The organism is Curtobacterium sp. ER1/6 (genome assembly GCF_001742745.1).
GTDB classification, from domain to species: domain Bacteria; phylum Actinomycetota; class Actinomycetes; order Actinomycetales; family Microbacteriaceae; genus Curtobacterium; species Curtobacterium citri.
Genome location: NZ_MJAK01000002.1, coordinates 102,562 through 124,600 on the forward strand (window position 1 = coordinate 102,562; position 22,039 = coordinate 124,600).

A 22,039-nucleotide genomic window follows, 5' to 3' on the forward strand; every position below is an offset into this window, starting at 1 on the left:
CAACCCGTGGCTTCCAAGCGTCGGACGACGATCGCCGACATCGCCGCCCGCGCGGGCGTCTCCATCAGCGCGGTGTCGTTCGCGCTGAACGACCGGCCCGGGGTCTCCGTAGAGACCCGTCGTCGCGTGCTGGAGATCGCCCGCGAACTCGACTGGCAGCCGCACACGGCGGCGCGCGCGCTCGGCGGTGCGCGGGCCGGGTCGATCGGCTTCGTCCTGAACCGGCCGGCACGGACGCTCGGCACGGAGTCGTTCTTCGGCGACCTCATCTCGGGGATCCAGCTCGGGCTCGCCGGCACGCACGTCGGCATGACCCTCCTCGTCGCCCGCGATGCCGACGAGGAGCTCGCGACCTACCGCGACTGGTGGCGGGGCCACCGTGTGGACGGTGTCATCGTGATCGACCCCCGTCGTGCCGACGAGCGACTCACCCTGCTCGCGGAGCTCGGGATGCCCGCCGTGGTCGTCGGGTCCCACCCGACCCCGGAGGGCACGGCACCCAGCGTGTGGATCGACGACTCGGACGCCACCGACACCGTCCTGCGGTACCTGCACGCGCTCGGACACCGGCACATCGCCCACGTCTCGGGTCGACCGGAGTTCGAGCACACCGCCATGCGCGTGGAACGCCTCCGGGCCTTCGCCGCCGCGGCCGGGCTCGAGCGGACCGTGTCCGTCCCGACCGACTACTCCGCCGACGAGGGCGCTCGGGCGACCCGGACGCTCCTGTCCCACCCCGACCGTCCGACCGCGATCGTGTACGACAACGACGTCCTCGCGGTCGCCGGTCTCGGCGTCGCGAGCGAGATGGGCGTCGCCGTCCCCACGGACGTGTCCATCGTCTCGTTCGACGACTCCGCCATGGTCCGGCTCGTCCGGCCCGCCGTCACGTCGCTGACCCGCGACACCGTCGAGCTCGGACAGCGCGCCGCCGTGCTCCTGCGGGAGCAGATCGACACCGGGACGGTCCTGCCGTCGCGTCCGGGGCCGCCGCTGACCCTGAGCGTCCGCGACTCGACCGGGCGCGCCCCGACACGCCCGTCGACCGACCGCTCCGCGTGGTGACCGCGCGCCGGACTTGACGACGGTTCGAACACACGTTCGAATACCGGTGTGGGACGGCGTCGCGAGAACCGGTGGCAGCCCCCGGAGCACCCGGAGGTCGAACGCCCGCGCGCCTACTCCCTGTCCGAGGACGCCCGCGGGCCGGACGTCTGCCACGCCGTCACGCCCGTCCCCGTCTGGGCGTGGATCCAGTTCCCGACGTTCCACATCCGCGTGAAGGGGTTCGCGAAGAGCTGGACCCGCGACGCCGTGCTCGTCGAGTGGGCGCAGTTCGGGCAGCAGGCCGACGCGTGGGTCTGGCGGTCCGCCGTGAAGCACCGCACCCTCCGCGCCGACCGCGCCGATCGGCATCCGGCAGACGCACGGCATTGACTTCCGTCGCCGCGACGAGGATCGTTCAGTCAACAGCGGTCGGTCGAACTACTCACCGATCGAGTAGTTCGACCGGACGACCATCGAGGAGGCACCGTGAAGAAGAGCGAGGTGCCGTCCTGGGTCGCCCACGTGCTCACCCCGCCCGAGGTCATCGCGGCCTACGTCGAGCGGCGGATCAACGACCCGGCACTGCTGTCGGGCGTGCAGGCGGAGCCCACCTACGCGGACTTCCTCCGCGTCGAGTAGCCGGTCGTCCGGGAGGCACGGCGGACGTCCCCGGGATCAGGGCACCTGGTCGGCGCCCGGCGGCAGCCCCGTGTCCGGTCTGGTCCGGCCGCGTCGCGCGGACAGCGTGACGCCGATGCTCGCGACGCTCACGCACGCGAGCGCGACGACCTCCTGCGTCGCGAGGGCCTCGTGCAGGACCACGAGCCCGGCGAGCGCTGCGATCCCCGGGCCGAGGCTCTGCAGCACCCCGAACACCCGCGTCGGCATCCGCCGGAGCGCGAGCATCTCGAGCGCGTAGGGCAGGACGCTCGACAGCACCGCGACCGCGCCGAACACGAGCAGCAGCGTCGGGTGCGCGGCGACGCCCTCGACGGCCGGCCCGAGGCCCGTCGGCAGCGAGACGACCATCGCCACGACCATCGACACCGCGAGCCCGTCGACACCGGGGATCGCGGCACCGACGCGACGGTTCATGACGATGTAGCCCGCCCAGCACGCGGCGGCGGCCACCGCGGCGAGCACGCCCCCGACCGCGGTGACGGCGGCCGGACCGACACCGAGCAGCACCACACCGGCGAGCGCGAGCAGCGCCCACGTGACGTCCCGCCACCGCCGGGTGTGCACGAGGGAGAGCACGAGCGGACCGAGGAACTCGATCGTCACCGCCACGCCGATCGGGATGCTCGCGAAGGCGACGTAGATGAGGACGTTCATGCCGCCGAGTGCCAGGCCGAGCAGCGCCGCGGCCGTCCACTGCGCACGCGTCCAGTGCCGGACGCGTGGACGCACCACGAGCAGGAGCACGACGGCGCCGATGACCAGCCGGAGCGTGGCCGCGCCCACCGGCTCGACCTCGTCGAAGCGGGTCTTCGCGACCGCCGCGCCGATCTGCACGGACACCATGGCGGCGAGCGCGAGGAGCGGCGCGGGGACACGGGTCGCGGTCGCCATCGGGACAGCGCCGCTCAGCCGAGGTAGGCGAGCACGGCGAGGACGCGGCGGTGGTCCTCGCCGGTGTCCTCGAGGGCGAGCTTGCCGAAGATGCTCGTGACGTGCTTCTCGACGGCGCCGGTGCCGATCACCAGGGCACGCGCGATCGCGGCGTTGGTGCGGCCCTCGGCCATGAGCCCGAGCACGTCGCGCTCCCGCGGTGTCAAGGCGGCGAGCGGGTCCCGGCGGCGACCCATGAGCTGCGTGACGACCTCGGGGTCGAGCACCGTCCCGCCCGCGGCGATGCGCCGGACGGCGTCGTCGATCTCCTCGAGCCGGGTCACGCGGTCCTTGAGCAGGTACCCGATGCCGGTCGCGCCGGCGGCGAGGACGTCCTCGGCGTAGGTGGCCTCGACGTACTGCGAGAGCAGCAGGACCCCGGTCCGCGGGGCCACCCGGCGGGTCTCGACGGCGGCACGGACGCCCTCGTCGGTGAAGGTCGGCGGCATCCGCACGTCCATCACGACGACGTCCGGAGCGGCGTCGGGCAGCGTGGCGAGGAAGGCGTCCGCGTCGGCGTACTGACCGACGACGTCGATGCCCGCCTCGTCGAGCACGCGGGCGAGGCCCTCGCGCAGGAGCACGGCGTCGTCGACGACGACGGCCCGGATGCGTGCTGCACCCGGGCCGTCGCTCATGCCGACCAGCCTAGCGGGAGCGGTCGCTCCCCCGGCCTCACGCCCTCGTGACCGGGACCCCGTGCAGGGCGCCGAGCGGGATCCGGGCCGTGGCCTCGGTGGGGCCGCCCTCGGGGCTGTTCACGACGAGTTCGCCGTCGAGGGCCCGCATCCGTCCGGTCAGCCCCTCGATCCCGTGGCCGACCTGCGTGCGGGCACCGCCGCGACCGTCGTCGGTCACGCTGACGGTGAGGTACCAGAGCCCGGAGGCGTCCACGATGAGGCCGAGGTAGACACCCGCCGCCGAGGCGCCCGCGTGCTTCGTCGTGTTCGTCAGCAGCTCGCTCACGGTGAAGTACACGTTGCGCTGGACCTCGGTCGCGAGCTCGAGCCCCTCGGGCAGCCGGACGTCGAGTCCGACGGGGATCGGCGTCCGCGCAACCAGGGCCTCGAGCGCCGCGACGAGCCCGCGGTCGAGCAGGATCGGCGGTGCGAAGCCCCGCGACAGTGCGCGCAGCTCGTCGAGGGCGTCCTGCGCGTGCTCGGTCGCCTCGCCGATGAGCCGCTTCGCCTTCTCCGGGTCACGGTCGAAGGCGCGCTCGGCGGCGGCCAGGTCCATGCGGAGCCGGACGAGTCGCTGCTGCGGTCCGTCGTGCAGGTCACGCTCGATCTGCCGGAGCGTCTGCCCCTCGGCCGTGACGGCCCCGGCACGCGAGGCCTGGAGCCCGGCGACGCGCTGCTCGAGCTGCTCGGCACGGAACCCGCCGAGCAGCCCGGCGTCGATCCAGTAGTGGGCCAGGACCGAGCCGCGGGCCCAGAGCGGGAAGAGCGCGACCGAGGCCGCCATCGAGAGCAGGGCTGCGGTGCCGATGCCCACCAGCGCGCCGCTGTCGACGAAGTCGAGCGACGGCAGGGCGCCGTTCATCGTCCGGCCGAGGACGAAGCCGCCGGCGAGCAGGATGGGCCACAGGAAGCCCGCGACCAGGACGGCGCCGACGCCGACGGTGACGAGCGCCGCGAGCGGGTACACGACGACCGCGTGCAGCAGGTACAGCCAGTAGTGCGGGTTGGCGACCGCCGAGCCGGTCCGGGTCCACCAGTTCTGCTGCCACCGCGGGGTCCAGTCCACCGGGCGGATCGGCCGGGGGTCCGCCCACCCGATGCGGAGCTTCTCGAACTGCCCGACCCACCGCGCCACGAACAGCGCGATGAAGAACATCAGCAGGACGAACGGGTTGAACAGGTCGCGCAAGCCCCGCCCGAACAGCGCCGCGGGGAACGCCACGTAGAGCGTGCAGAGCAGCACGGCCGTCAGCGCCATGTACCCGAAGTCGCGCGGCAGGCGCCGCCAGGCCTCGCGGTAGAAGCCACCGGCGGTCGTCCGCCGACCGGACCCTGCTCCGCCACCCGGTCCCACGACGGGCGTCGGCTCGGCGCCGACGGCGGGCGTCGACGACCACGACGACGGCGGCGTCGGCGGTGTCAGCGGCTGTTCGGGCACGGGCTTCGTGGCTCCCTGGGGCACGGCGTCGTCCAGCGGGACGGTGTGTGCCCGGTCGGCGGCGGAGTGGTCCAGCGGGATGGTCTCGGCCTGGTCGAGGCGGTCGGTGTCGGTCATGGGTCCAGCCTCACGGAGCCCGTCCCCGCGTCCCATCCTGCCGTCTCCCGGATCGGGGGTGGGGTTGTCCCCACCCCATGCGCCCGTCGCGCCGTCAGACGAGGGCGGCGGCGACCGCCGGGGACTCCTCGGGTACCGACCACGGGCGGTGGGTCATCCCGCTGTCGCCCCGGAACGAGGTGACCGTGCCCGATCCGTCCCGCACGTAGCTGATCAGCTCGTCGACGGAGCCGAAGCGGTTGCCCGATGCCATCCGGAGCGTGTCCTCGTCGACGACCTCGAGCCGCACCGGTGACTCGGTCGGCACGGGCTGCGTCGGGTCGATCGCGAGCAGCCGGTCGCCGATGCGTGCCACGTCCGTGATCCCCTCGAAGGTGGTGAACCGGCCGGTGTAGCGGTCGGTGTCGACGTCGGCGGGGAGCACCGGCCCCGGGGCGTGCTCGTCGGCGGCGGCGTCGAGCAGGTGGACGATCCCGGTGGCGATCATGCCCGCCGGGCCGGTCGCACTGCTCGTCAGGACGGACACGACGAGCGACGAGGCCGGGTCGAACACCGACTGGGTGATCTGCCCGGGGAACCCGCCGGAGTGGCCGCGGACCTCGCGCCCGTTGATCCGGTCGACGACGAACCCCGCGCCGTAGCCGCGCGCCGCCGGGTCGTCGTCGACGGCGCTCCAGGCCTTCCGCTGCGCCAGGCGCTTGGCGCGGTCGGACAGCAGCGAGCCGCGACCGGGCACGTGCTCCGAGAAGTAGCGGACCAGGTCGGACGCGGTGCCGTGGAAGCCGGTGGCGGCGGCGAGCGCGCCGGTCGTCACGTGCGGGACACGCTGACGGGTGCGGGCGTCGTGCAGGCTGGTGTAGCCGACGACGAACTCGTCCTCGCGTGCCGGGTCGAACTCCGGGCCGGTGCCGGCGAGGCCGAGCGGCTCGGTGATCGCGGTCCCGACGTGCTCGGCGTAGGACGTCCCGGTGACGGCCTCGATCACGAGCCCGAGCAGGCCGTACCCGAGGTTCGAGTAGTTGAACGCGGACCCGACGGGCACCTTCGCGCCGCCCTCGACGACGAGCGCGACGAGCTGGTCGGCGTCGGGGAACGGGTGGTCGAGCGCCCAGTGGTCGCCGTCGGCACCGTCGCGCACCACCCCGGCGCCCATCTCCATGAGCTCGCGGACCGTCGCGTCCGCGATCGGCGACCCGGCCTCGACCAGGGCGGGCACGAACGAGCCGACCGTGTCGTCGAGCCGCAGGGCGCCGGCGTCGGCGAGCTGCAGCAGGGCGGTCGCGGTGAAGGTCTTCGAGTGCGACGCGATCCGGAACAGGTCGGTCGTGGTCAGGCGGCGACCGGCCTCCACGTCGGCGTACCCCCACGCCTCGGAGAACAGCTCCTGGCCCTCGAAGCCGATCGCGACCTGCACACCGGGCAGGCGCAACTGCCACACCTTGTAGGCGACCCACTCACGGACGTAGGGCAGGACGGACTCGTACGCGGCGCGCTTCTCCATGCCGACCAGCCTGGCACGAGCCCCGCCTCAGCCGGACAGCGCCGCGAGCCGCGCCGAACGCCGGGCCGCCTGCTCGACGGGGTCCGGCACCGGCGCCGCCTGGACGAGCCGCCTCGTGTACGGGTCCTGCGGTGCCCGGAGGATCGCGTCGCGCGGCCCCTCCTCGGCCACCCGTCCCCGGTGCAGCACCACCACGCGGTCGCACAGGGTGTCGACCACCGCCAGGTCGTGCGTGACGAACAGGCAGGCGAACCCGAGGCGTTCCTGGAGCTCGCGGAAGACGTCGAGCACCCGTGCCTGCACGGAGACGTCGAGCGCGCTGGTCGGTTCGTCGGCGATGAGCAGGGCGGGGTCGAGCGCGACGGCGCGGGCGATCGCCACACGCTGCCGCTGACCGCCGCTGAGTTCGTGCGGGTACCGCTCGCGGAAGCCGCCGTCGAGCCCGACGTCCGCGAGCAGTCGCTCGACACGCGGGCCCACCTCGGCCGACGGCAACCGGAGGATCTGGCGGAGCGGTTCGGCCACCGTCTGCCCGACCGTGTACCGCGGGTTCAGGGATCGCAGCGGGTTCTGGAAGACCACCCCGACCCGGCGACGCATCGTGTTCCGGGAGGCGCGGCGCGCGCCCGCCACGTCGGTCCCCTCCACGAGGACCGACCCGTCGGTGATCGGCGCGAGTCCGACGGCGGCGCGTCCGATCGTCGTCTTGCCGCTGCCGGACTCGCCGACCAGGCCGAGGATCTCACCACGACCGACGGCGAACGACACGTCGTCGACCGCGCGGAAGCGCCCGCGCAGGGCGCCGCCGTACTCGACCACGAGGTGCCGGACGTCGAGGACGGGCACAGCGGGTTCCGTGGCGGGCGTGGGCCGCGCCTCCAGCACGGAGGTGCCCATCCGCGGGACGGCGGCGAGGAGTTCCCGCGTGTACTCGGCGGCCGGGTCGGCGAAGACGCCGACGGCCGTCCCGCGCTCGACGACCTCGCCCCGGCGCATCACGACCACCCGGTCGGCGATGTCGGCGACGACGCCCATGTCGTGCGTGATGAGGAGGATCGCGGTGCCGGTCCGGTCGCGGAGCGCACGGAGCACGTCGAGGACCTCCGCCTGCACGGTGACGTCGAGCGCCGTCGTCGGCTCGTCGGCGATGAGGAGGTCCGGGTCCGCGGCGAGCGCCATCGCGATCATGACGCGCTGGCACTGACCGCCCGAGAGCTCGTGCGGGTACTGCCCGAGTCGACGGTCCGGCTCCGGGACCTCCACGGCGCGGAGGAGTTCGAGCGAGCGCGCACGGACGGCCGCGCGGTCGAGGCCGCCCTCGGCGCGGCGGACGGCCTCGGCGAGCTGGAACCCGACCGTGAAGACGGGGTTCAGTGCGGCGGACGGGTCCTGGAAGATCATCGACACCCGGCGACCGCGCACCTCGCGGAGCACCTGCTCGTCGGCGCCGAGCACCTCGAGGTCCCCGATCCGGATGCTCCCGGTGGCGCGGGCCCCCTCCGGCGCGATGCCCATCGCGGTCATCGCGGTCATGCTCTTGCCCGACCCGGACTCGCCGACGACGGCCACGACCTCGCCGCGGCCGACGGTGAACGAGGCGCCGTCGACCGCGCGGACGACGTCGCCGTCCACGTCGAACGTGACGGTGAGCTGGTCGACGGTGAGGACGTCGGTCATGGGGTCTCCGGTCGGTCGGACTCGTCGCGGGCCGCCTTGAAGGCCTCCCACTCCTCGAGCATCTTGACGTGGTACCCGCGCAGCCACTGCATGTAGTCGCGGCCGTTGCGGAGGCGTTCACGGACCTCGGCGTCCACGTCGCCGTCCGCGGTGTGGCCGCCGGACTCGACGATCGCGAGCCCGCGGCCGATGACGTCGCGCTGCCGGTCGAGGTACCGACGCTCCCCGGCGAGCCAAGACCCCCAGACGTCGGCCTCGGCGCGGAAGTAGTGGCTGCGTTCGCCCGGGACGGTGTGCCGCTTGACGAAGCCGCTGTCCGCGAGCCGCCGGGTGGCCATCGAGATCGCGCCCGAGCTCGCGCCGAGCGCGAGCTGCAGGTCGGACGACGACGAGTGCGGGGCCCGGGTCATCATGAGGTAGCCGAGGACCCGTGCGTCGGTGAGCGGCGTCCCCGCGAGCTCGCTGAACATCAGGGCGAACTCCTCGACGAACGCCTGGCGCTCCGGTTCGAGGACGACGTCGTCCTGCACGTCCGTGCCCGCGGACGGGCGCTCCCCGGCGCTCATGCCTCGAGGCCGGCGGCGACCGCGGGCGACTCGGTCGGGATCGTCCACGGCTCCATGGTCATCCCGCCACCGGCACGGATCGAACGGACACCGCCGTCGGCGTCGCGGTCGTACGTGACGTCCTCGTCCACGGACCCGAACCGGTTGCCGTGGGTCATCCGGAGGGTGTCGGCGTCGACGACCTCGAGTCGGGTCGGCGCGTCGAGCGGCGCCGGTGCGGACGGGTCGATCTCGACGAGCCGGTCGCCGATGCGGGCGACGTCGGTGACGCCCCACGGGTTGGCGAAGCGCCCGGTGAAGGTCGCGGCGTCGACGTCGTCCGGCACGACCGCGTTCGGGGCGTCGTCCGCGACGGCCGCGTCGAGGAGCGTGATGATCGCGGTCGCGATGAGCGTCGCCGGCCCGGCCGCGGCGCTGGTGAGCACCGAGACGACGAGCCCGGACGCCGGGTCGAACATCGACTGCGTGATCTGCCCGGGGAACCCGCCGGAGTGCCCGCGGATGTCCCGGCCCCCGATCCGGTCGACGACGAACCCGGCACCGTACCCGCGCTCGGCGTCGTCGTCGGTGGCGCTCCAGGCCTTCCGCTGGACCAGGCGCTTCGAGTGGTCGCTGAGCAGGGTGCCCTGCCCGATGACGTGCTGGGAGAAGTACCGGACGAGGTCGGACGCGGTGCCGTGGAACCCGGTGGCGGCGGCCATCGCGCGGGTGTCGACGTGGTCGATGCGCTTCCGGGTCCGGGCGGTGTGGAAGCCCGTGTACCCGACCACGAAGTCGTCGGCCCGGGCCGGGTCCCAGTCCGGGCCGGTGTTCCGCAGGCCGAGCGGCTCGGTGATCGACGCACGGACGAAGTCGTCGTACGACTGCCCGGAGACCGCGGCGATGACGAGCCCGAGCAGGGAGTACCCGAGGTTCGAGTAGTTGAACGACGACCCGGTGGGGACCTTCTGTCCGCGGTCGAGGACGAGCGCGAGCAGCTCCTCCTCGTCCGGGAAGGGGCGCTGCAGGGACCAGTAGTCGCCGTCGTGACCGTCCCGGATGACGCCGGCGCCCATCTCCATGAGTTCGCGGACGGTCGCGTCGGCGATCGGCGACCCGCCCGCGACGAGGGCCGGGACGTGGGTGCCGACGGTGTCGTCGAGCCGGAGGTCACCGCGCTCGACGAGCTGCAGGAGTGCCGTCGCGGTGAAGGTCTTCGAGTGCGACGCGATGCGGAACAGGTCGGTCGTGGTGAGGCGCCGTCCGGCCTCGACGTCGGCGTGGCCCCACGCCTCGTCGAACAGGACCTCGCCCCCGTGGCCGATCGCGACCTGCACGCCCGGGACCCGCAGTTGCCACACCTTGTACGACACCCACTCCTGGATGTACGGGAGGGTCTTGCGGTAAGCGTCGAGGGTGTCGGTCACGGTGGTCCTTTCGAGGAGCGGTGGGTCGAGTCTGTCGCGTCGCGGGCCGCAGCGTGCGCCGCGCCGCGCTCAGCGACGTCGGGGGTCGAGTGCGGCGCGCAGGGTGTCGCCGAGCGCGATGACGGACAGCACCGTCACCGCCAGGAACACCGCGGGCGCGACCAGCATGTGCGGTGCCCGGAGGAACTGGCTCGTCGCCGCGGACAGCTGCAGCCCCCAGGAGATGGCGGGGCTCTCGAGCCCGATGCCGAGGTAGGTGAGGGACGATTCCGACACGATGACGCCACCGACGGTGATCGTCGCGAGGACGAGCAGCGGTGAGATCGACGCCGGCAGGACGTACCGGGTGGTGATCCGCCAGGTGGAGAGGCCCATCGTGCGGGCGGCCAGGACGAACTCGGCGTTCCGGACGCTCCGCACGCTCGAGCGGACGAGCCGGGCCATGGTCGGCCAGCCGAACAGGGCGAGGACGAGCGAGACGGTCAGTACCGACCGCTCCCCCACGCTGTTCAGGACGACGACCGCCCCGAGCAGGAACGGGAACCCGAGGAAGACGTCCGTCAACCGGGCGAGCACGGCGTCCACCCACCCGCCGACCATGCCGGCGACGGTCCCGACGACCACGGCGACGGCACCGGCGAGGACCGTGGTGAGCACGGCGACGGCGATCGACGACCGGGTTCCGTAGAGGACGTTGGCGTAGACGTCGCACCCCTGCAGGTCGAAGCCGAAGGGGTGACCGGCTGCGGCGGGCGCACCGCTCTTCCCGAGGTCGCACACTCGGGGGTCGCCGTGCCCGAAGAGGCCGGCGAAGAAGCCCGGGAAGAGCGCGACGAGCAGGACGACGGTCAGGACACCGGCCGGCAGCCAGAACCCGGGGCGCCGGACCGCGGAGCGCAGCGGTCGCCGTCGGGTGACGACGGCCTGCGGGACGGTGGCGCCGATGGCGGAGGTGGTCATGCGGAGGCTCCTGTCCGGACGCGGGGGTCGAGGGCGGCGTGCAGCAGGTCGACGAGCACGCTCGTGACGAGGAACACCAGGATGAGCGCGGTCGAGATGCCGACGACGACGGCGCCCTCGTGCGACCGGATGCCCTGGAACAGCAGGTTCCCGACGCCGGGCAGGTTGAAGATGCCCTCGACGATCACCGTCCCGCCCATGAGGTACCCGAGGTCGGTGGCGAGGTACGTCGCCGTGGGGATGAGCGAGTTGCGCATGACGTGCACGCCGACGATGCGGCCGGGGGTGAGCCCCTTCGCGCGCGCCGTCCGGACGAAGTCGGCGTCGAGCGTCTCGATCATCGACGTCCGGGTCAGCCGGGACACGGCCGCCAGGCCGAAGAGCGCGATGACGAACGCGGGCAGCAGGTACGCCGTGGGCCACCCCGCGGTCGCCCCGGCGACGGGGAACCAGTGCAGCCGCACCGAGAAGACCAGCTGCAGGGCGACACCGAGCACGAAGACCGGGACGGCCCCGACGACGATCGTGCCGACCAGGACGCTCTTGTCGAGGAGGGTGCCACGGCGCAGTGCCGACACCACCCCGAGCCCGATGCCGAGCACGATCTCGATCGCCCACGCGGTGAGCGCGAGCGTGACCGTGACCGGCCAGCGCGACGCCATCTGCTCGCCGACGGACTGCCCGCTGAAGTCCGTGCCGAAGTCCCCGCGGAACAGGCCGCCGAGGTACTGCAGGTACTGCAGCCACAGCGGCTGGTCGAGGTGGTACTCGGCCCGCAGGGCGCGCACGACGGAGTCGCTGAGCGGCCGGTCGCCGCCGAGCGCCTTGATCGGGTCGCCGGGGAGCGCGAACGTCATCGCGTAGATGAGGAAGGTCACGCCGAGGAAGACGACCAGCAGGCCGCCGACCCGGCGGCCGACCGTGAGCGTGGGACGCATCACGCGCCTCCCGTCGTCGCCAGGGACGGTCGGGAGGCGCGTGGTGCGTCCGTCCCGTCGCCCACGACGTGCGCCGCGCAGGCCAGGATCGCCCCGAACTGCACGCCCACCAGCGTCGCCACCGGGATGGGCACCGCCCCCGTCCCGGCGTCTGCCTGCCAGAGCGCGTACTGCGCCGCGAGCCGGTCCCGCAGCCGCCGGAGCGGCGCGGGTGCCGTGCCGGCACCCGTCTCCGCCTCGAGCGCACGGAGCAGCATGCCGCCGTAGCGGAGCCCGAAGCACCGGACGAGGTCCTCGCAGCCGAAGCGCTCGGCGACGGTGGCCCTCCGGGCGGCCGGTTCCCGGTCGGCCCGCAGCCGGTCGGTCTCGACCATGCCGGCGAGCATCGGCACGAAGGCACGGGAGGCCTCGAGGAAGGGCGTCTCGATCGTGAGCAGGGGCGTCGCGGCGTCGAGCACGTCCTGCAGGACGACCCCCACGGCGCCGAGGTCGTCCGCGCACCGACGGAGGAGGTCCGCGTACGACTCGGTCGTCGGGGTCTGGTCGTCGGCGTCCGGGTGGCTCCAGTACGGCAGCTCGGCGACCACGCACAGCGCGCCGTGCCGCATCGCCCACGCGGCGCTGGACGCCCCGTGGATGTGCTCCGCGGGGTCGACGCCGAGCGACTCCAGGTAGTCGTACGCCCGCTCCACACCGTCCATGGCGAACACCGCCGGGGCGAGTTCGCGCAGGAACGGCGACTCCGGCTCCCCGGTGTCGAGCGGCAGCCCGAGTGCCGCCGGGACGGCGTGCAGGGTGTCGATCACACCGGGCAGGTCCTCGGAGAGGTAGTAGTAGACGCCGCCCATCTCGCCGTTGTGCAGCGACACGAGCAGGTCGGGCTCGGTGTCGTCGATGAGCCGCATGAACGCGAGCGTCTCCGGCAGCACCTGGTCGAAGTACACCGACCCGTGGCTGTTCGGGAAGGTCCACTCGACCTGGCTGTCCGGCGCCGGCCGGTAGAAGTGCCGCGCGTAGTGCACCCGGTCGTACGGGTCGTCGAACCACGCCTCGTTGAGGCGCATGCCGTCGGGGTCGATCGTGGGGACGACGTGCCACGTGACGTCGAGCTCCTCCGTCCCGCCCGCCAGCAGCCAGGTCGCCAGGTGGAGCGCCGTCCACGATCCGATCGGCTCGTTCGGGTGCACGCCGCCGACGACGACGGCGGCGTGCGACCCGGACCCGATCCGGTAGCTGTGGAGCGGCTCCCCGAGACGGCTGGTGCCGATCCGGGTGACCGTGACCTGCCCCGGGTGCGCCGCGGCGAGCGCGGCGAACCGGGCGTGCAGGTCGTCGACGAGCGGGAAGCCGTCGCGGTCGGGGACCTCGGTGACGAGACGGAGGACGGTGCGCTGGTCCATGCGGTGCGGATCGCTTCCTGCGGCTACTGGACGGTGATGGCCTGGACCACCGGGCTGCCGTCGACGGCGGGGAGCGAGGCGATCTTGTCGCTCACGACGTAGGAGTACTTGTCGAAGAAGGTCGGCACGACCGGGAAGTCCCGCAGCACGGCCTCCTGCGTCTGCGCGTAGTACTCGTTCGCCTCGTCCTGCGACCCCGCGGAGTCGGCCTTCGCGAGCAGCGAGTCGACCTCGTCCGACTGGTAGTAGCCGGTGCACGGCGCGCAGCCGCCCGCACTGGTGAACAGCGCCCGGAGGGTGTTCTGCTGGCTGGCGTACAGCGCACCCCAGTGCCCGAAGTGCGGTCCCTCGATCTTCTTGTCGGTCAGCTCCGAGTAGTACGACGCCCAGTCGGTGGTGGCCTTCGCCTCGGTGTCGACGCCGAGGTTCTGCCGGATCTGGTTCGCGTACGCCTGGTAGAGCGAGTCGAGGCCGTTGCCGCCGGGGTAGACGAGGGTGATCGAGCCGTCGAACCCGCCGGCCTTCGCCAGGAGCGCCTTCGCCTTCGACGGCGAGAACTCGCAGGCCTCGCCGCAGATGCCCTCCTGCGTGCCGGACATGCCCGGCGGGGTGAGCGCGGTGGCCGGCTCGTACAGGCCGCCGTAGATCGCCTGGTTGACCTGCTTCCGGTTGATCGACATCGAGATGGCCCGTCGGACGTCGGGGTCGGCGTACCGCTCGTCCCACAGCGGGAAGCCGAGGTAGTCGATGCCCGGGGCGTCGAAGGAGTGCAGGCGGTCCCCGAAGTCACCGGAGGCGCTGGTCATCTTGTCGGTCGGCAGGAACAGCACGTCGGCGTTGCCGGCGAGCACGTCGGTGTACGCGGTGTTCATGTCGGCGTAGCTCTTGAAGGTGACGTCCTCCGTCTTCGCCTTCGTGCCCTCGTAGCCCGACCACGCCCTGACCGTGAACGGCTGGTTCGCCGTCCACTTCTCGGTCATCTCGTACGGGCCGTTGCCGATCGGCTTCGCGTCGTAGGCCTTCAGGTCGCTGTACGCGGCCTCGGGCATCGGGTAGAACGCGGTCTGCGCCTGGCTGAGCTGGAGCGGGAACTGGCTGTCCGCGTGGGTGAGCGTCACCGTGAAGGTGTCCTTACCCGTCACCTTCAGTCCCGACATCTCCTTCGTCTTCGGGGTGCCCGAGGCGGGGTTGAGGTCCGAGTAGCCGACGATCGCGGCGAGCTGCCCGCTGTTCTCCCAGGCGTTCGGGCCGTACGCGGTGTGGTTCCAGGCCTTGACGTAGCTCTCGGGCGTGACCGCCTCGCCGTTCTGGAACGTCCAGCCGTCGCGGAGCGTGATCGTCCAGGTGGTGGCGTCGCTCGACTCGACGCTCTTCGCGGCGACGTCGTGCAGTTCACCCTTCGCGTCCGTCTCGGTGAGCGGCGCGAACAGGCTCATCGTCTGGGTGAAGGCCACCGTCTGGCGGCCCGGGGTCAGATGGTCGGGCTCGCCGGTCGCGTAGACCAGGCTCCCGCCGGAGCCGCCCTGGGCGTCCCCGCTCCCGTTCCCGGTGGCCGAACAGCCGGTGGCCACCAGCGCCAGCGTGGCCGCTGCGGCCACCGCCGCGATCGTCCTGCGTCGCATCTTGAGCTCCTCGAGTCGAAGCGCGTCCGGTTCGGGCCCGGTCGTCGTGGTCGAGACGGTAGGGGCCGCGGAAACCCGAGCACAAGGTTTCTTTCACTGATCTCTGAAACCTTTACCGCCCGGAAACGAGCCGGAAACGACACCCGTCGCGAAGGCGGCCGTCCTGTGCCACGCTCGTCGCATGCGCCACACACCCCGCTTCCTGATGACCGACGTCGCCGAGGTGCGGCGCGTGGTCGCCGAGAACCCGTGGGCGACGATCGTGTCCCACACGGCGGCCGGGATCGTCGCGTCGCACTACCCGGTGCTCCTCGAGACGCCCGGCCCCGACGACGACCCGGACGCGATCGTGCTCGTCTCGCACGTCGGCCGCCCCGACGAGGTCGCGCACGAGCTCGGGCAGCACGAGGTCCTCGTCGTGTTCCAGGGCCCGCACGGCTACGTCTCCCCCGCGTGGTACCCGCCGGAGCAGTTCGTCCCGACGTGGAACCACGTGACCGCGCACCTGTGGGGCACGCCGGAGATCCTGTCCGACGAGGAGAACTTCCGCGTGCTCGGCGAGCTCGTCGACCACTTCGAGCGCGTCATGCCCGAGCCGGTCTCGCTCGACGTCGACGAGGAGACCGCCCGACGGGTGGCGAAGGGCACCGTGGGGATCCGCATCCGGGTCACGCGCTCCGACGCCCGCGCCAAGCTGTCGCAGAACAAGGCGCCCGAGGTGGTCGAGCGCATCGTCGCGGGCCTGCGCGGGGACGGCCCCTACGCGTCGCCGGCGCTCGCCGACGAGATGGACCGCGCACACGGCCGGGAGGCGTCGTGACCGACCTCCTGCTCCGTTCCGTCCGGCGGGTCGGGACCTCCGGCGTCCCCGCGGACGTCCGCGTCGTCGACGGACGGGTCACCGCGGTCGCCCCCGCCGGGACGCTCGACGCCGCCGCGGTGGCCGGTGCCGACACCGAGGTCGTCGAGGCCGACGGCGCGTGGCTCGGCCCAGGGCTCGTCGACCACCACGTCCACTTCGACCAGTGGGCCCTCGTCCGCCGTCGCGTCGACGTGTCCGGCTGCGACTCCGCGGAAGCGACCGCCGACCTGCTCGCCGGGGCGGCGCGTGCCGCCGGACCGGACGGCGGTCCGGCCGCGACGATGGTCGGTCACGGCTACCGGGACGGTCTCTGGCCCCGCCCCGCGCGACGCGAGCTGCTCGACCGGGCCGCGCCGGGCCTCCCGGCCGTCGTCATCAGCGGCGACCTGCACGCCGTCTGGTGCAACGGGATCGCCCTGGAGCGGTTCTCGGCGGCGGTGGGCCGCCCGCTCGTGGCGGGCGACGACGGAGTGCTGCGCGAGCAGGACGCGTTCGACGTGACGGCCGCGCTCTCCCGCGTGCCCGACGACGTGCTCGACGGCTACGTGTCCGACGCCGTCGACGCGGCCACGGCGCGCGGCGTGACCCGCGTCGTCGACCTGGAGATGCGGTCCGGCCTCGACCGCTGGACCCGGCGGATGAGGGCCGGCACCGACGGACTCCGGGTCGCGTGCGGCGTGTACCCGCACGAGCTCGAGGACGCGATCGCCCGCGGCCTCCGCACCGGCGCGGTCGTCGACGGCACCGGCGGACTGCTGTCGACCGGTCCGTTCAAGGTGATCACCGACGGGTCGCTCGGTACCCGGACCGCGGCGATGGCCTCCGGCGAGGGCGTCCTGGCCTACGCGTTCGACGAGCTCGTGGCGATGGTCCGCCGGGCGGTCGACGCCGGGCTCGTCCCGGCCGTGCACGCGATCGGCGACCGGGCGAACACGCTCGCACTCGACGTGTTCGAGGCCGTCGGCGCGCGCGGGTCGATCGAGCACGCGCAGCTGCTCGACGGCGCCGACCTCGACCGGTTCGCCCGGCTCGGGGTCGCCGCGTCCGTCCAGCCCGAGCACGCGATGGACGACCGCGACATCGCCGACCGGCACTGGGCTGGCGAGACGGACCGGGCCTTCCCGTTCGCCGCGCTCGAGCGGGCCGGCGCCGAACTGCGGCTCGGCTCGGACGCGCCCGTCGCGCCGCTCGACCCGTGGGTGTCGATGGCGGCCGCGGTCGGACGGGACCGGGACGGCCGCGAGCCGTGGCACCCCGAGCAGCGGATGTCGGCGCTCGCCGCGTGGAAGGGGTCCACGGACGGCCGGGTCTCGGTCGCGGTCGGTGACGTCGCGGACCTCGTGCTGCTGCCGGCGGACCCGCTGGCGGTCGCCGTGTCCGAGCCGTCGGACGTGCTGCGCACGATGCCGGTGCTCGCGACGGCCGTCGCCGGGCGGTTCACGCACCGCTCGGTGTGAGGCGCTACTTCTGGTCCTTCGGGCACCAGTAGAGCTTGCGACCGGCCATGTCCGCCATCCGGATCTCCGTGCCGCACACCCGGCACGGCTCCCCCTGGCGGTGGTACACCCAGTGCCGGTCCTTCCGCGACCGCAGCGCCTTCTTGTGATCAGCCTCGGACAGGTCGTCCATCGTCAGCATGAGGCCGTCGCGGACGCCCTCGTGCAACAGCTTCGACCAGTCCTGCCAGAGCGCCTTCGCCTGCTTGACGGTGATCTTCTTGCCGGGCTTGTACGGGTCGATGCGCTGTCGGAAGAGCAGCTCCGCGCGGTAGATGTTCCCGATGCCGGCGACCACCGACTGGTCCATCAGCAGCTGGCCGATCGCGACGTTGCGCTTCCGCACGTTCTCGACGAAGGTCTTCTCGGCCTCGGGGCCGTCGTCGTTGATCGGGTCCGGACCGAGCTTGTCCAGCGCCTTCTGCACGCCGGCAGGGTCCTCGACCACGCAGGCGGTCGGACCGCGCAGGTCGGCGACGGTGTCCTGGGTGAGGATCCGCACGCGCACCTGGCCGACCGGGTCCGGCGGGAAGGACTCGATCGGGTCCTCGGCCTGCTCCTGCTCCGCCATCCGGTAGCGGGCGAGCCGCGGGGCGCCGATCGACGCGAGCGACTCCTCGCCGTCGCCGTCCTCGGACAGGGCCTCCGCCGACGAGATCACGCCCGCGAAGTCCCACGCTCCGTAGAGACCGAGGTGCACCCGGAGGAACAGGTCGTCCTCGAACTCGAGGAACAGCTGCTTCGCCACCGCCCGCGCTGCGGTCATCCGCTTGCCGTCGAGCTGCGCCGCACCGGCCGCGAAGCGACCCTGCGGACTCGACACCTCGCAGCGCTTGCCGACGAAGTGCCGCGAGAACTGGTTCGCGATGCGGTGGACGGAGTGACCCTCTGGCATCGGTCCTGTCTACCCGGACTACTCGTCGATCTGCCGACCGGCGATGTGCCCCGTCGTCTCGTACTCGGCGAGCTGCGCGATGCGGCGGGCGTGACGCTCCTCGCCGGAGAAGGGCTCGGCGATGAAGAGGTCGACGAAGCGGATGGCCTCGTCCTCGGTGTGCTGCCGGGCACCGATCGAGATGACGTTCGCGTCGTTGTGCTGGCGGGCGAGGAGCGCCGTCGACTCGTTCCACACCAGCGCGGCCCGGATGCCCTCGACCTTGTTGGCCGCGATCTGCTCGCCGTTGCCCGAACCGCCGAAGACGACACCGAGCGCCTCGACACCGGCGCGCTGGTCCTGCACCACGGCGTGCGCGGCGTTGATGCAGAACGAGGGGTAGTCGTCGAGCGCGTCGTACTCGGTCGGACCGTGGTCGACCACCTCGTGCCCCGCCTCGGTGAGGTGCTGGGCGAGGGTCTTGTTGAACTCGAGGCCGGCGTGGTCCGTTCCGAGGTGGATGCGCATGGCCTCGATCCTATTCCCGCGCCTACGCCGCCCGGACCACGACGACGACGTACCGAACCGCCTCGTCACCCGGGTTGCGGTAGACCACGTCCGCCGGGTCGCCGAGCTCGATCCGGTCCCCCGAGCCGAGCCGCGTGGACTCCCCCGCAACGACCACCTCGAGGACGCCGTCGACGACCCAGATGCAGTGACGGAGGAAGGCGTAGGCGCTCGCCGGGTACGCGACCTCGCGGCCGGCCGGGAGGCGCACCTCGGTGACGTCCGCGGGGAACGCCGCACTCGAGACGGGACGCCGGCGGTACCCGGTCTCGGGGTCGGTCCAGGAGTCCGCGGTCGCCCCGCGCTGTACGCCGCGCGCCTCGTCGGGATCGGCCGTGCGCGGGACGTCGTGCTCCAGCGTCTCGTCGAGGAGCTGCGAGACCGTGAGACCGAACGCGCCGGACAGCCGGCCGAGGATGGTGGCCGTCGGGCTCGACACCCCGCGCTCGACGCGGTTGATCATCGCGCGGGAGACGCCGGACTCCTCGGCGAGCTCGGTCAGGCTCCACTTCCGCTCGGTCCGCAGGCGCTGCAGGCGTTCCCCGAGGCGGCGCTGGTCTGCGTCGTCGGCGGTCTCGGCAGCGCTCCCGGCGGCGCGCTCTGCGGCCGGTTCCGATGCCGCTCCCGCGTCGTCTACGATCTGAGACATGACGACAGCATATGCGACGGCCGGCGCTGCCCCTGTCACCGTGCGGGACTGCGAGCCGCGCGACCTCGACGTCGTCCACGCGCTGCACGTCGACGCCGTGCTGCACTCGACGGCGATCTGGCAGGAGGAGCCGCACCCGCGGGAGTACTTCGACGGGTGGCTCGCCGAGCGTCGTGCCGCCGGACTCCCCGTGCTCGTCGCCGAGGTCGGCGGGGTCGTCGCCGGCTACGTCACCTACAGCGCGTTCCGGCCGCACCAGGGGTACCGCCACACGGTCGAGCACAGCGTCTACGTCGTGCCGGCGTTCCGCGGCCGAGGCATCGCTACTTTGCTCATGGACGCCCTCGTCGCACACGCCCGTGCGGCGGACGTGCACGTCGTGATGGCCGGCATCTGCTCGTCGAACACGGGCTCGATCGCCCTGCACGAGCGGCTCGGGTTCGTCACCGTCGGGGTGCTGCCCGAGGTCGGGCGGAAGTTCGACCGGTGGCTCGACCTGACGCTCATGCAGTTGCGCATCGCCTGAGGCGCACGGCCGGTGGGGTTCACTCGCTGCCGGGCAGCGGCACCTCGATCGGCGGTGGAGACGGGCGGAACGACGGAGCGGTGTCGCCGTGCGCAACGGCACGATGGGTCGCGAACCAGTCCCACGCGGACGCTTCCTCGGCCTCCGCAGGGCTCTCTGCGAGGCAGTCGTTGCACCGCGCGTGCCACCCCTCGTCGTCGTGCCAGCGGTGTGGGTGCCCCTCCGGCACCCAGTCCGGCGACCACCTGACGTCGAAGGCGTACACGATCTCGGCGGCGATGCCCCACGCCAGCTTGCGCAGTGCAGCGTCCTCGATGCCCTGCTCCCACGACAGCCAGCCGTTCCGGAGTTCCTCGAAGACGTTGTCGGCCAGGAGCGCGTGGTGCCGGTTCTCCCACGCATCGCCCGAGGAGCGCACCACGACGGCCGGGGTGTCCGAGGGGACCGACGGCGTAGCGGTCTCCGTGCTCGGCTGCGCGCTCGCACCGTGCGTCCGTGCGTAGCGCTCGCCCTCGGGCGCGTTCATGAGCCACAGCGTCGCGGCGAGGTCCTCGTCGGACTCGCCGACTCCCGGCGCGCTCACGTACCGGGACCGCAGCAAGGCGACCCGGTCCGCGATCGTCCGGTCGGTCTCGACGAACGCCAGCACGCCCTGTGCCCGCACGAACATCCCGCTCGTCAGCAGGCCCCGACGGAGGCCGACCTCGAGCGCCCGGAGTGCCATCGCACGGGCGGCGCCGGGGTCCGGCTCGTGGTCCGTCCTCGCCAGCCGGTGTACGGCGCGGAGGTCCGTGGCACACCCGTTGCGGCCGAACTCGAGGACGTCGAGCAGGAGCCGTTCCTCGGGCGTCCGCGGTGCAGGCTCGGCGCTCGGCGGGAGGCCGTCGTCCCGCCGGACACTGCGCCGCTGCACCTTCGGGTCCTCGGCGTCAGCGGGTGGGACCACGTCGATGTACTGCTCGTACCCCGGCAGCGGCTCGCGGAGCGCCGCGATCGAGCCGTCGGGCATCTCCCGCACCTCGACGGTCGGGAACGCAACGTACTCCAGGCCTGCGTCAGACAACGATCTCGTCCCCATGCGGCTCGATGACGTTGCCTTCGGCGTCCCAGATCCCCTTGAGGTGATGACCGACGTGCGCATCCGGATCGATGCCCGCTGCCTCGCGGCAACTCCGCTCGGCCTCGTAGAGATCCATCCCTCGAGGAGTGTCGGTCGCGAAGACGTTCCAGAGCGTGCCGGTCGCGCCGTACCGTGCGCCAGCATGCTCGAGACGATCGGCTACCGGGCCGTCCCAGTTCGACCACCGTCCCCGCCCCTCCTCATCAGGTTCGAGAGACCCGAGCCCCATGATTTCCTGCTCGACCGCAGCCCGGATCCAGCCGAGCACGCGGGAGCGCGTGGTCGCGTCGTCCTCGCCGGTGCGGTGTGCGACGGTCGTGTGCCATTCGGAGAGGTCCGTACCCAGTCCGTCCGCGACGTCGGCGAGGAGTTGGTAGGTCAGTTCGTTCATCAAGCAGACTCTGATGGGTCGTTCGGATCCGATCCTTCCGGGAGACGGATCTCGATCCTGTCCTGCGAGCTTGCATGGACATCGATGGTCGGGCCGCCGGATCGGCTGTCCGTGCGGGTGCCCGGCTCGGCGTCAGACAGTGATCTCGTCACCGCATGGCTCGATGACGTTCCCGTCGGCATCCCAGACGTTCCGAAGCCGTGGGAGCGTGTCCCGACCAGCGGACAGACGCCGCGTACGTTCTCGTGTGTACATCTCCGAGCCGTGCTCCGTCCTCATCAGATAGCAATCCCAGAACTGCACCTCATCAGGCTCGACATCAACCGTGTAGATCGCAGCGATGCGTTCGACCAGGGACTCGGGGTCGCCGGTCCACGGCCGCCAGACGGCTCTGCCGGAGTCGCCGTCCTCGAAGTTCCCGACCGCCACGAGATCGCCTTCGAGGAGCTGCTGAAGCCGTCGGAGGAGCCACGAGCGAGTGTCCTCGAGAGGGCGATGGCGGCCCTTCTCGATGTTGCCGGACCATGCCCACAGATCGTCTCCCGTCCCATCTTCGACACTGGCGAGGCAGTAGTAGGTGAACTCGTTCAT

At 72.4% G+C, this 22,039-nt stretch carries 23 protein-coding genes; 6 read left to right on the forward strand and 17 right to left on the reverse strand.

Translation table 11 applies throughout. The features are described 5' to 3' along the window. Positions 1 to 6: 6 nt before the first annotated feature. The 3 genes from Cus16_RS04820 to Cus16_RS16580 all read left to right on the forward strand — a co-directional run bounded on the left by Cus16_RS04820 (position 7) and on the right by Cus16_RS16580 (position 1,686). Positions 7 to 1,065 carry a LacI family DNA-binding transcriptional regulator gene (locus Cus16_RS04820; RefSeq protein WP_069711525.1) on the forward strand — a complete coding sequence of 353 codons (1,059 nt, stop codon included), beginning with the start codon at positions 7 to 9 and terminating at the stop codon, positions 1,063 to 1,065. 48 nt (positions 1,066 to 1,113) lie between these two features. Then, on the forward strand, positions 1,114 to 1,437 hold the full coding sequence (locus Cus16_RS04825; RefSeq protein WP_069711526.1) for a hypothetical protein: 324 nt from the start codon (positions 1,114 to 1,116) through the stop codon (positions 1,435 to 1,437). 96 nt (positions 1,438 to 1,533) lie between these two features. Further along, positions 1,534 to 1,686: a hypothetical protein gene (locus tag Cus16_RS16580; protein WP_181429186.1), complete on the forward strand. Its 153-nt coding sequence runs from the start codon at positions 1,534 to 1,536 to the stop codon at positions 1,684 to 1,686. A gap of 36 nt (positions 1,687 to 1,722) precedes the next feature. Here Cus16_RS16580 and Cus16_RS04830 read toward each other — a convergent pair whose 3' ends face one another. The 11 genes from Cus16_RS04830 to Cus16_RS04880 form a co-directional block, all read right to left on the reverse strand. Next, positions 1,723 to 2,619 (reverse strand): EamA family transporter, encoded by an 897-nt coding sequence (locus Cus16_RS04830; protein WP_069711527.1) that lies wholly within the window; start codon positions 2,617 to 2,619, stop codon positions 1,723 to 1,725. A gap of 14 nt (positions 2,620 to 2,633) precedes the next feature. Next, a complete protein-coding gene (locus tag Cus16_RS04835) occupies positions 2,634 to 3,296 on the reverse strand; it encodes a response regulator transcription factor (RefSeq protein ID WP_069711528.1) in 663 nt (220 codons plus the stop codon). A gap of 37 nt (positions 3,297 to 3,333) precedes the next feature. Beyond that, positions 3,334 to 4,893, reverse strand: a complete 1,560-nt coding sequence (locus Cus16_RS04840) for a sensor histidine kinase (protein WP_083263714.1) — start codon at positions 4,891 to 4,893, stop codon at positions 3,334 to 3,336. A 94-nt stretch (positions 4,894 to 4,987) separates the two neighbouring features. After that, complete coding sequence (locus Cus16_RS04845; RefSeq protein ID WP_069711529.1) at positions 4,988 to 6,394, reverse strand: serine hydrolase domain-containing protein; 1,407 nt, start codon at positions 6,392 to 6,394, stop codon at positions 4,988 to 4,990. Positions 6,395 to 6,421: 27 nt separating this feature from the next. Further along, positions 6,422 to 8,071 carry an ABC transporter ATP-binding protein gene (locus Cus16_RS04850; RefSeq protein WP_069711530.1) on the reverse strand — a complete coding sequence of 550 codons (1,650 nt, stop codon included), beginning with the start codon at positions 8,069 to 8,071 and terminating at the stop codon, positions 6,422 to 6,424. Then, positions 8,068 to 8,637, reverse strand: a complete 570-nt coding sequence (locus Cus16_RS04855) for a GbsR/MarR family transcriptional regulator (RefSeq protein ID WP_069711531.1) — start codon at positions 8,635 to 8,637, stop codon at positions 8,068 to 8,070. The genes Cus16_RS04850 and Cus16_RS04855 overlap by 4 nt, the downstream gene beginning before the upstream one ends. Next, complete coding sequence (locus tag Cus16_RS04860) at positions 8,634 to 10,043, reverse strand: serine hydrolase (protein WP_069711532.1); 1,410 nt, start codon at positions 10,041 to 10,043, stop codon at positions 8,634 to 8,636. The genes Cus16_RS04855 and Cus16_RS04860 overlap by 4 nt, the downstream gene beginning before the upstream one ends. Before the next feature lie 69 nt (positions 10,044 to 10,112). After that, positions 10,113 to 11,003: an ABC transporter permease gene (locus Cus16_RS04865; protein ID WP_069711533.1), complete on the reverse strand. Its 891-nt coding sequence runs from the start codon at positions 11,001 to 11,003 to the stop codon at positions 10,113 to 10,115. Then, positions 11,000 to 11,941 (reverse strand): ABC transporter permease, encoded by a 942-nt coding sequence (locus Cus16_RS04870; protein WP_069711534.1) that lies wholly within the window; start codon positions 11,939 to 11,941, stop codon positions 11,000 to 11,002. Before Cus16_RS04870 ends, Cus16_RS04865 begins: the two co-directional genes overlap by 4 nt. Beyond that, entirely contained in the window at positions 11,941 to 13,341 is a 1,401-nt protein-coding gene (locus Cus16_RS04875) for a M14 family zinc carboxypeptidase (RefSeq protein WP_069711535.1), read from the reverse strand. Before Cus16_RS04875 ends, Cus16_RS04870 begins: the two co-directional genes overlap by 1 nt. Before the next feature lie 23 nt (positions 13,342 to 13,364). Next, positions 13,365 to 14,963, reverse strand: coding sequence for an ABC transporter substrate-binding protein (locus Cus16_RS04880; protein ID WP_069711536.1), 1,599 nt, complete (start codon positions 14,961 to 14,963; stop codon positions 13,365 to 13,367). 181 nt (positions 14,964 to 15,144) lie between these two features. Between Cus16_RS04880 and Cus16_RS04885 the strand changes: the two genes are divergently transcribed. Together Cus16_RS04885 and Cus16_RS04890 are read left to right on the forward strand one after the other, a co-directional pair. Next, positions 15,145 to 15,783, forward strand: coding sequence for an FMN-binding negative transcriptional regulator (locus Cus16_RS04885; protein ID WP_069711537.1), 639 nt, complete (start codon positions 15,145 to 15,147; stop codon positions 15,781 to 15,783). Beyond that, positions 15,780 to 17,282, forward strand: a complete 1,503-nt coding sequence (locus Cus16_RS04890) for an amidohydrolase (RefSeq protein WP_069711538.1) — start codon at positions 15,780 to 15,782, stop codon at positions 17,280 to 17,282. Before Cus16_RS04885 ends, Cus16_RS04890 begins: the two co-directional genes overlap by 4 nt. 4 nt (positions 17,283 to 17,286) lie before the next feature. Here Cus16_RS04890 and Cus16_RS04895 read toward each other — a convergent pair whose 3' ends face one another. Genes Cus16_RS04895 through Cus16_RS04905 form a run of 3 tightly spaced genes read right to left on the reverse strand, consistent with a single transcriptional unit; the run spans position 17,287 to position 19,411 of the window. Next, on the reverse strand, positions 17,287 to 18,216 hold the full coding sequence (locus tag Cus16_RS04895) for an Fpg/Nei family DNA glycosylase (protein WP_069711539.1): 930 nt from the start codon (positions 18,214 to 18,216) through the stop codon (positions 17,287 to 17,289). 18 nt (positions 18,217 to 18,234) lie between these two features. After that, positions 18,235 to 18,723, reverse strand: coding sequence for a ribose-5-phosphate isomerase (locus Cus16_RS04900; protein ID WP_069711540.1), 489 nt, complete (start codon positions 18,721 to 18,723; stop codon positions 18,235 to 18,237). A 22-nt stretch (positions 18,724 to 18,745) separates the two neighbouring features. Continuing rightward, positions 18,746 to 19,411 carry a helix-turn-helix domain-containing protein gene (locus Cus16_RS04905; RefSeq protein ID WP_083263715.1) on the reverse strand — a complete coding sequence of 222 codons (666 nt, stop codon included), beginning with the start codon at positions 19,409 to 19,411 and terminating at the stop codon, positions 18,746 to 18,748. Here Cus16_RS04905 and Cus16_RS04910 point away from each other — a divergent pair. Then, positions 19,410 to 19,937 carry a GNAT family N-acetyltransferase gene (locus tag Cus16_RS04910; RefSeq protein ID WP_069711541.1) on the forward strand — a complete coding sequence of 176 codons (528 nt, stop codon included), beginning with the start codon at positions 19,410 to 19,412 and terminating at the stop codon, positions 19,935 to 19,937. The two genes, Cus16_RS04905 and Cus16_RS04910, sit on opposite strands and share 2 nt — an antisense overlap. A 19-nt stretch (positions 19,938 to 19,956) precedes the next feature. Here the strand turns inward: Cus16_RS04910 and Cus16_RS04915 are convergent, their stop codons facing one another. The 3 genes from Cus16_RS04915 to Cus16_RS04925 form a co-directional block, all read right to left on the reverse strand. Then, positions 19,957 to 21,000, reverse strand: coding sequence for a hypothetical protein (locus tag Cus16_RS04915; protein WP_141718817.1), 1,044 nt, complete (start codon positions 20,998 to 21,000; stop codon positions 19,957 to 19,959). After that, positions 20,993 to 21,448: a hypothetical protein gene (locus Cus16_RS04920; protein ID WP_069711543.1), complete on the reverse strand. Its 456-nt coding sequence runs from the start codon at positions 21,446 to 21,448 to the stop codon at positions 20,993 to 20,995. Before Cus16_RS04920 ends, Cus16_RS04915 begins: the two co-directional genes overlap by 8 nt. Before the next feature lie 132 nt (positions 21,449 to 21,580). Beyond that, the gene (locus Cus16_RS04925; protein WP_069711544.1) at positions 21,581 to 22,039 is read right to left on the reverse strand and encodes a hypothetical protein; all 459 of its coding nucleotides are present in this window, start codon (positions 22,037 to 22,039) and stop codon (positions 21,581 to 21,583) included.

Coding starts and splice junctions, on each gene's coding strand:
- Cus16_RS04830 (WP_069711527.1), bottom strand. CDS start 2,619: ATGGCGACCGCGACCCGTGTCCCCGCGCCGCTCCTCGCGCTCGCCGCC.
- Cus16_RS04835 (WP_069711528.1), bottom strand. CDS start 3,296: ATGAGCGACGGCCCGGGTGCAGCACGCATCCGGGCCGTCGTCGTCGAC.
- Cus16_RS04840 (WP_083263714.1), bottom strand. CDS start 4,893: ATGACCGACACCGACCGCCTCGACCAGGCCGAGACCATCCCGCTGGAC.
- Cus16_RS04845 (WP_069711529.1), bottom strand. CDS start 6,394: ATGGAGAAGCGCGCCGCGTACGAGTCCGTCCTGCCCTACGTCCGTGAG.
- Cus16_RS04850 (WP_069711530.1), bottom strand. CDS start 8,071: ATGACCGACGTCCTCACCGTCGACCAGCTCACCGTCACGTTCGACGTG.
- Cus16_RS04855 (WP_069711531.1), bottom strand. CDS start 8,637: ATGAGCGCCGGGGAGCGCCCGTCCGCGGGCACGGACGTGCAGGACGAC.
- Cus16_RS04865 (WP_069711533.1), bottom strand. CDS start 11,003: ATGACCACCTCCGCCATCGGCGCCACCGTCCCGCAGGCCGTCGTCACC.
- Cus16_RS04870 (WP_069711534.1), bottom strand. CDS start 11,941: ATGCGTCCCACGCTCACGGTCGGCCGCCGGGTCGGCGGCCTGCTGGTC.
- Cus16_RS04875 (WP_069711535.1), bottom strand. CDS start 13,341: ATGGACCAGCGCACCGTCCTCCGTCTCGTCACCGAGGTCCCCGACCGC.
- Cus16_RS04880 (WP_069711536.1), bottom strand. CDS start 14,963: ATGCGACGCAGGACGATCGCGGCGGTGGCCGCAGCGGCCACGCTGGCG.
- Cus16_RS04885 (WP_069711537.1), top strand. CDS start 15,145: ATGCGCCACACACCCCGCTTCCTGATGACCGACGTCGCCGAGGTGCGG.
- Cus16_RS04895 (WP_069711539.1), bottom strand. CDS start 18,216: ATGCCAGAGGGTCACTCCGTCCACCGCATCGCGAACCAGTTCTCGCGG.
- Cus16_RS04900 (WP_069711540.1), bottom strand. CDS start 18,723: ATGCGCATCCACCTCGGAACGGACCACGCCGGCCTCGAGTTCAACAAG.
- Cus16_RS04910 (WP_069711541.1), top strand. CDS start 19,410: ATGACGACAGCATATGCGACGGCCGGCGCTGCCCCTGTCACCGTGCGG.
- Cus16_RS04905 (WP_083263715.1), bottom strand. CDS start 19,411: ATGTCTCAGATCGTAGACGACGCGGGAGCGGCATCGGAACCGGCCGCA.
- Cus16_RS04920 (WP_069711543.1), bottom strand. CDS start 21,448: ATGAACGAACTGACCTACCAACTCCTCGCCGACGTCGCGGACGGACTG.
- Cus16_RS04925 (WP_069711544.1), bottom strand. CDS start 22,039: ATGAACGAGTTCACCTACTACTGCCTCGCCAGTGTCGAAGATGGGACG.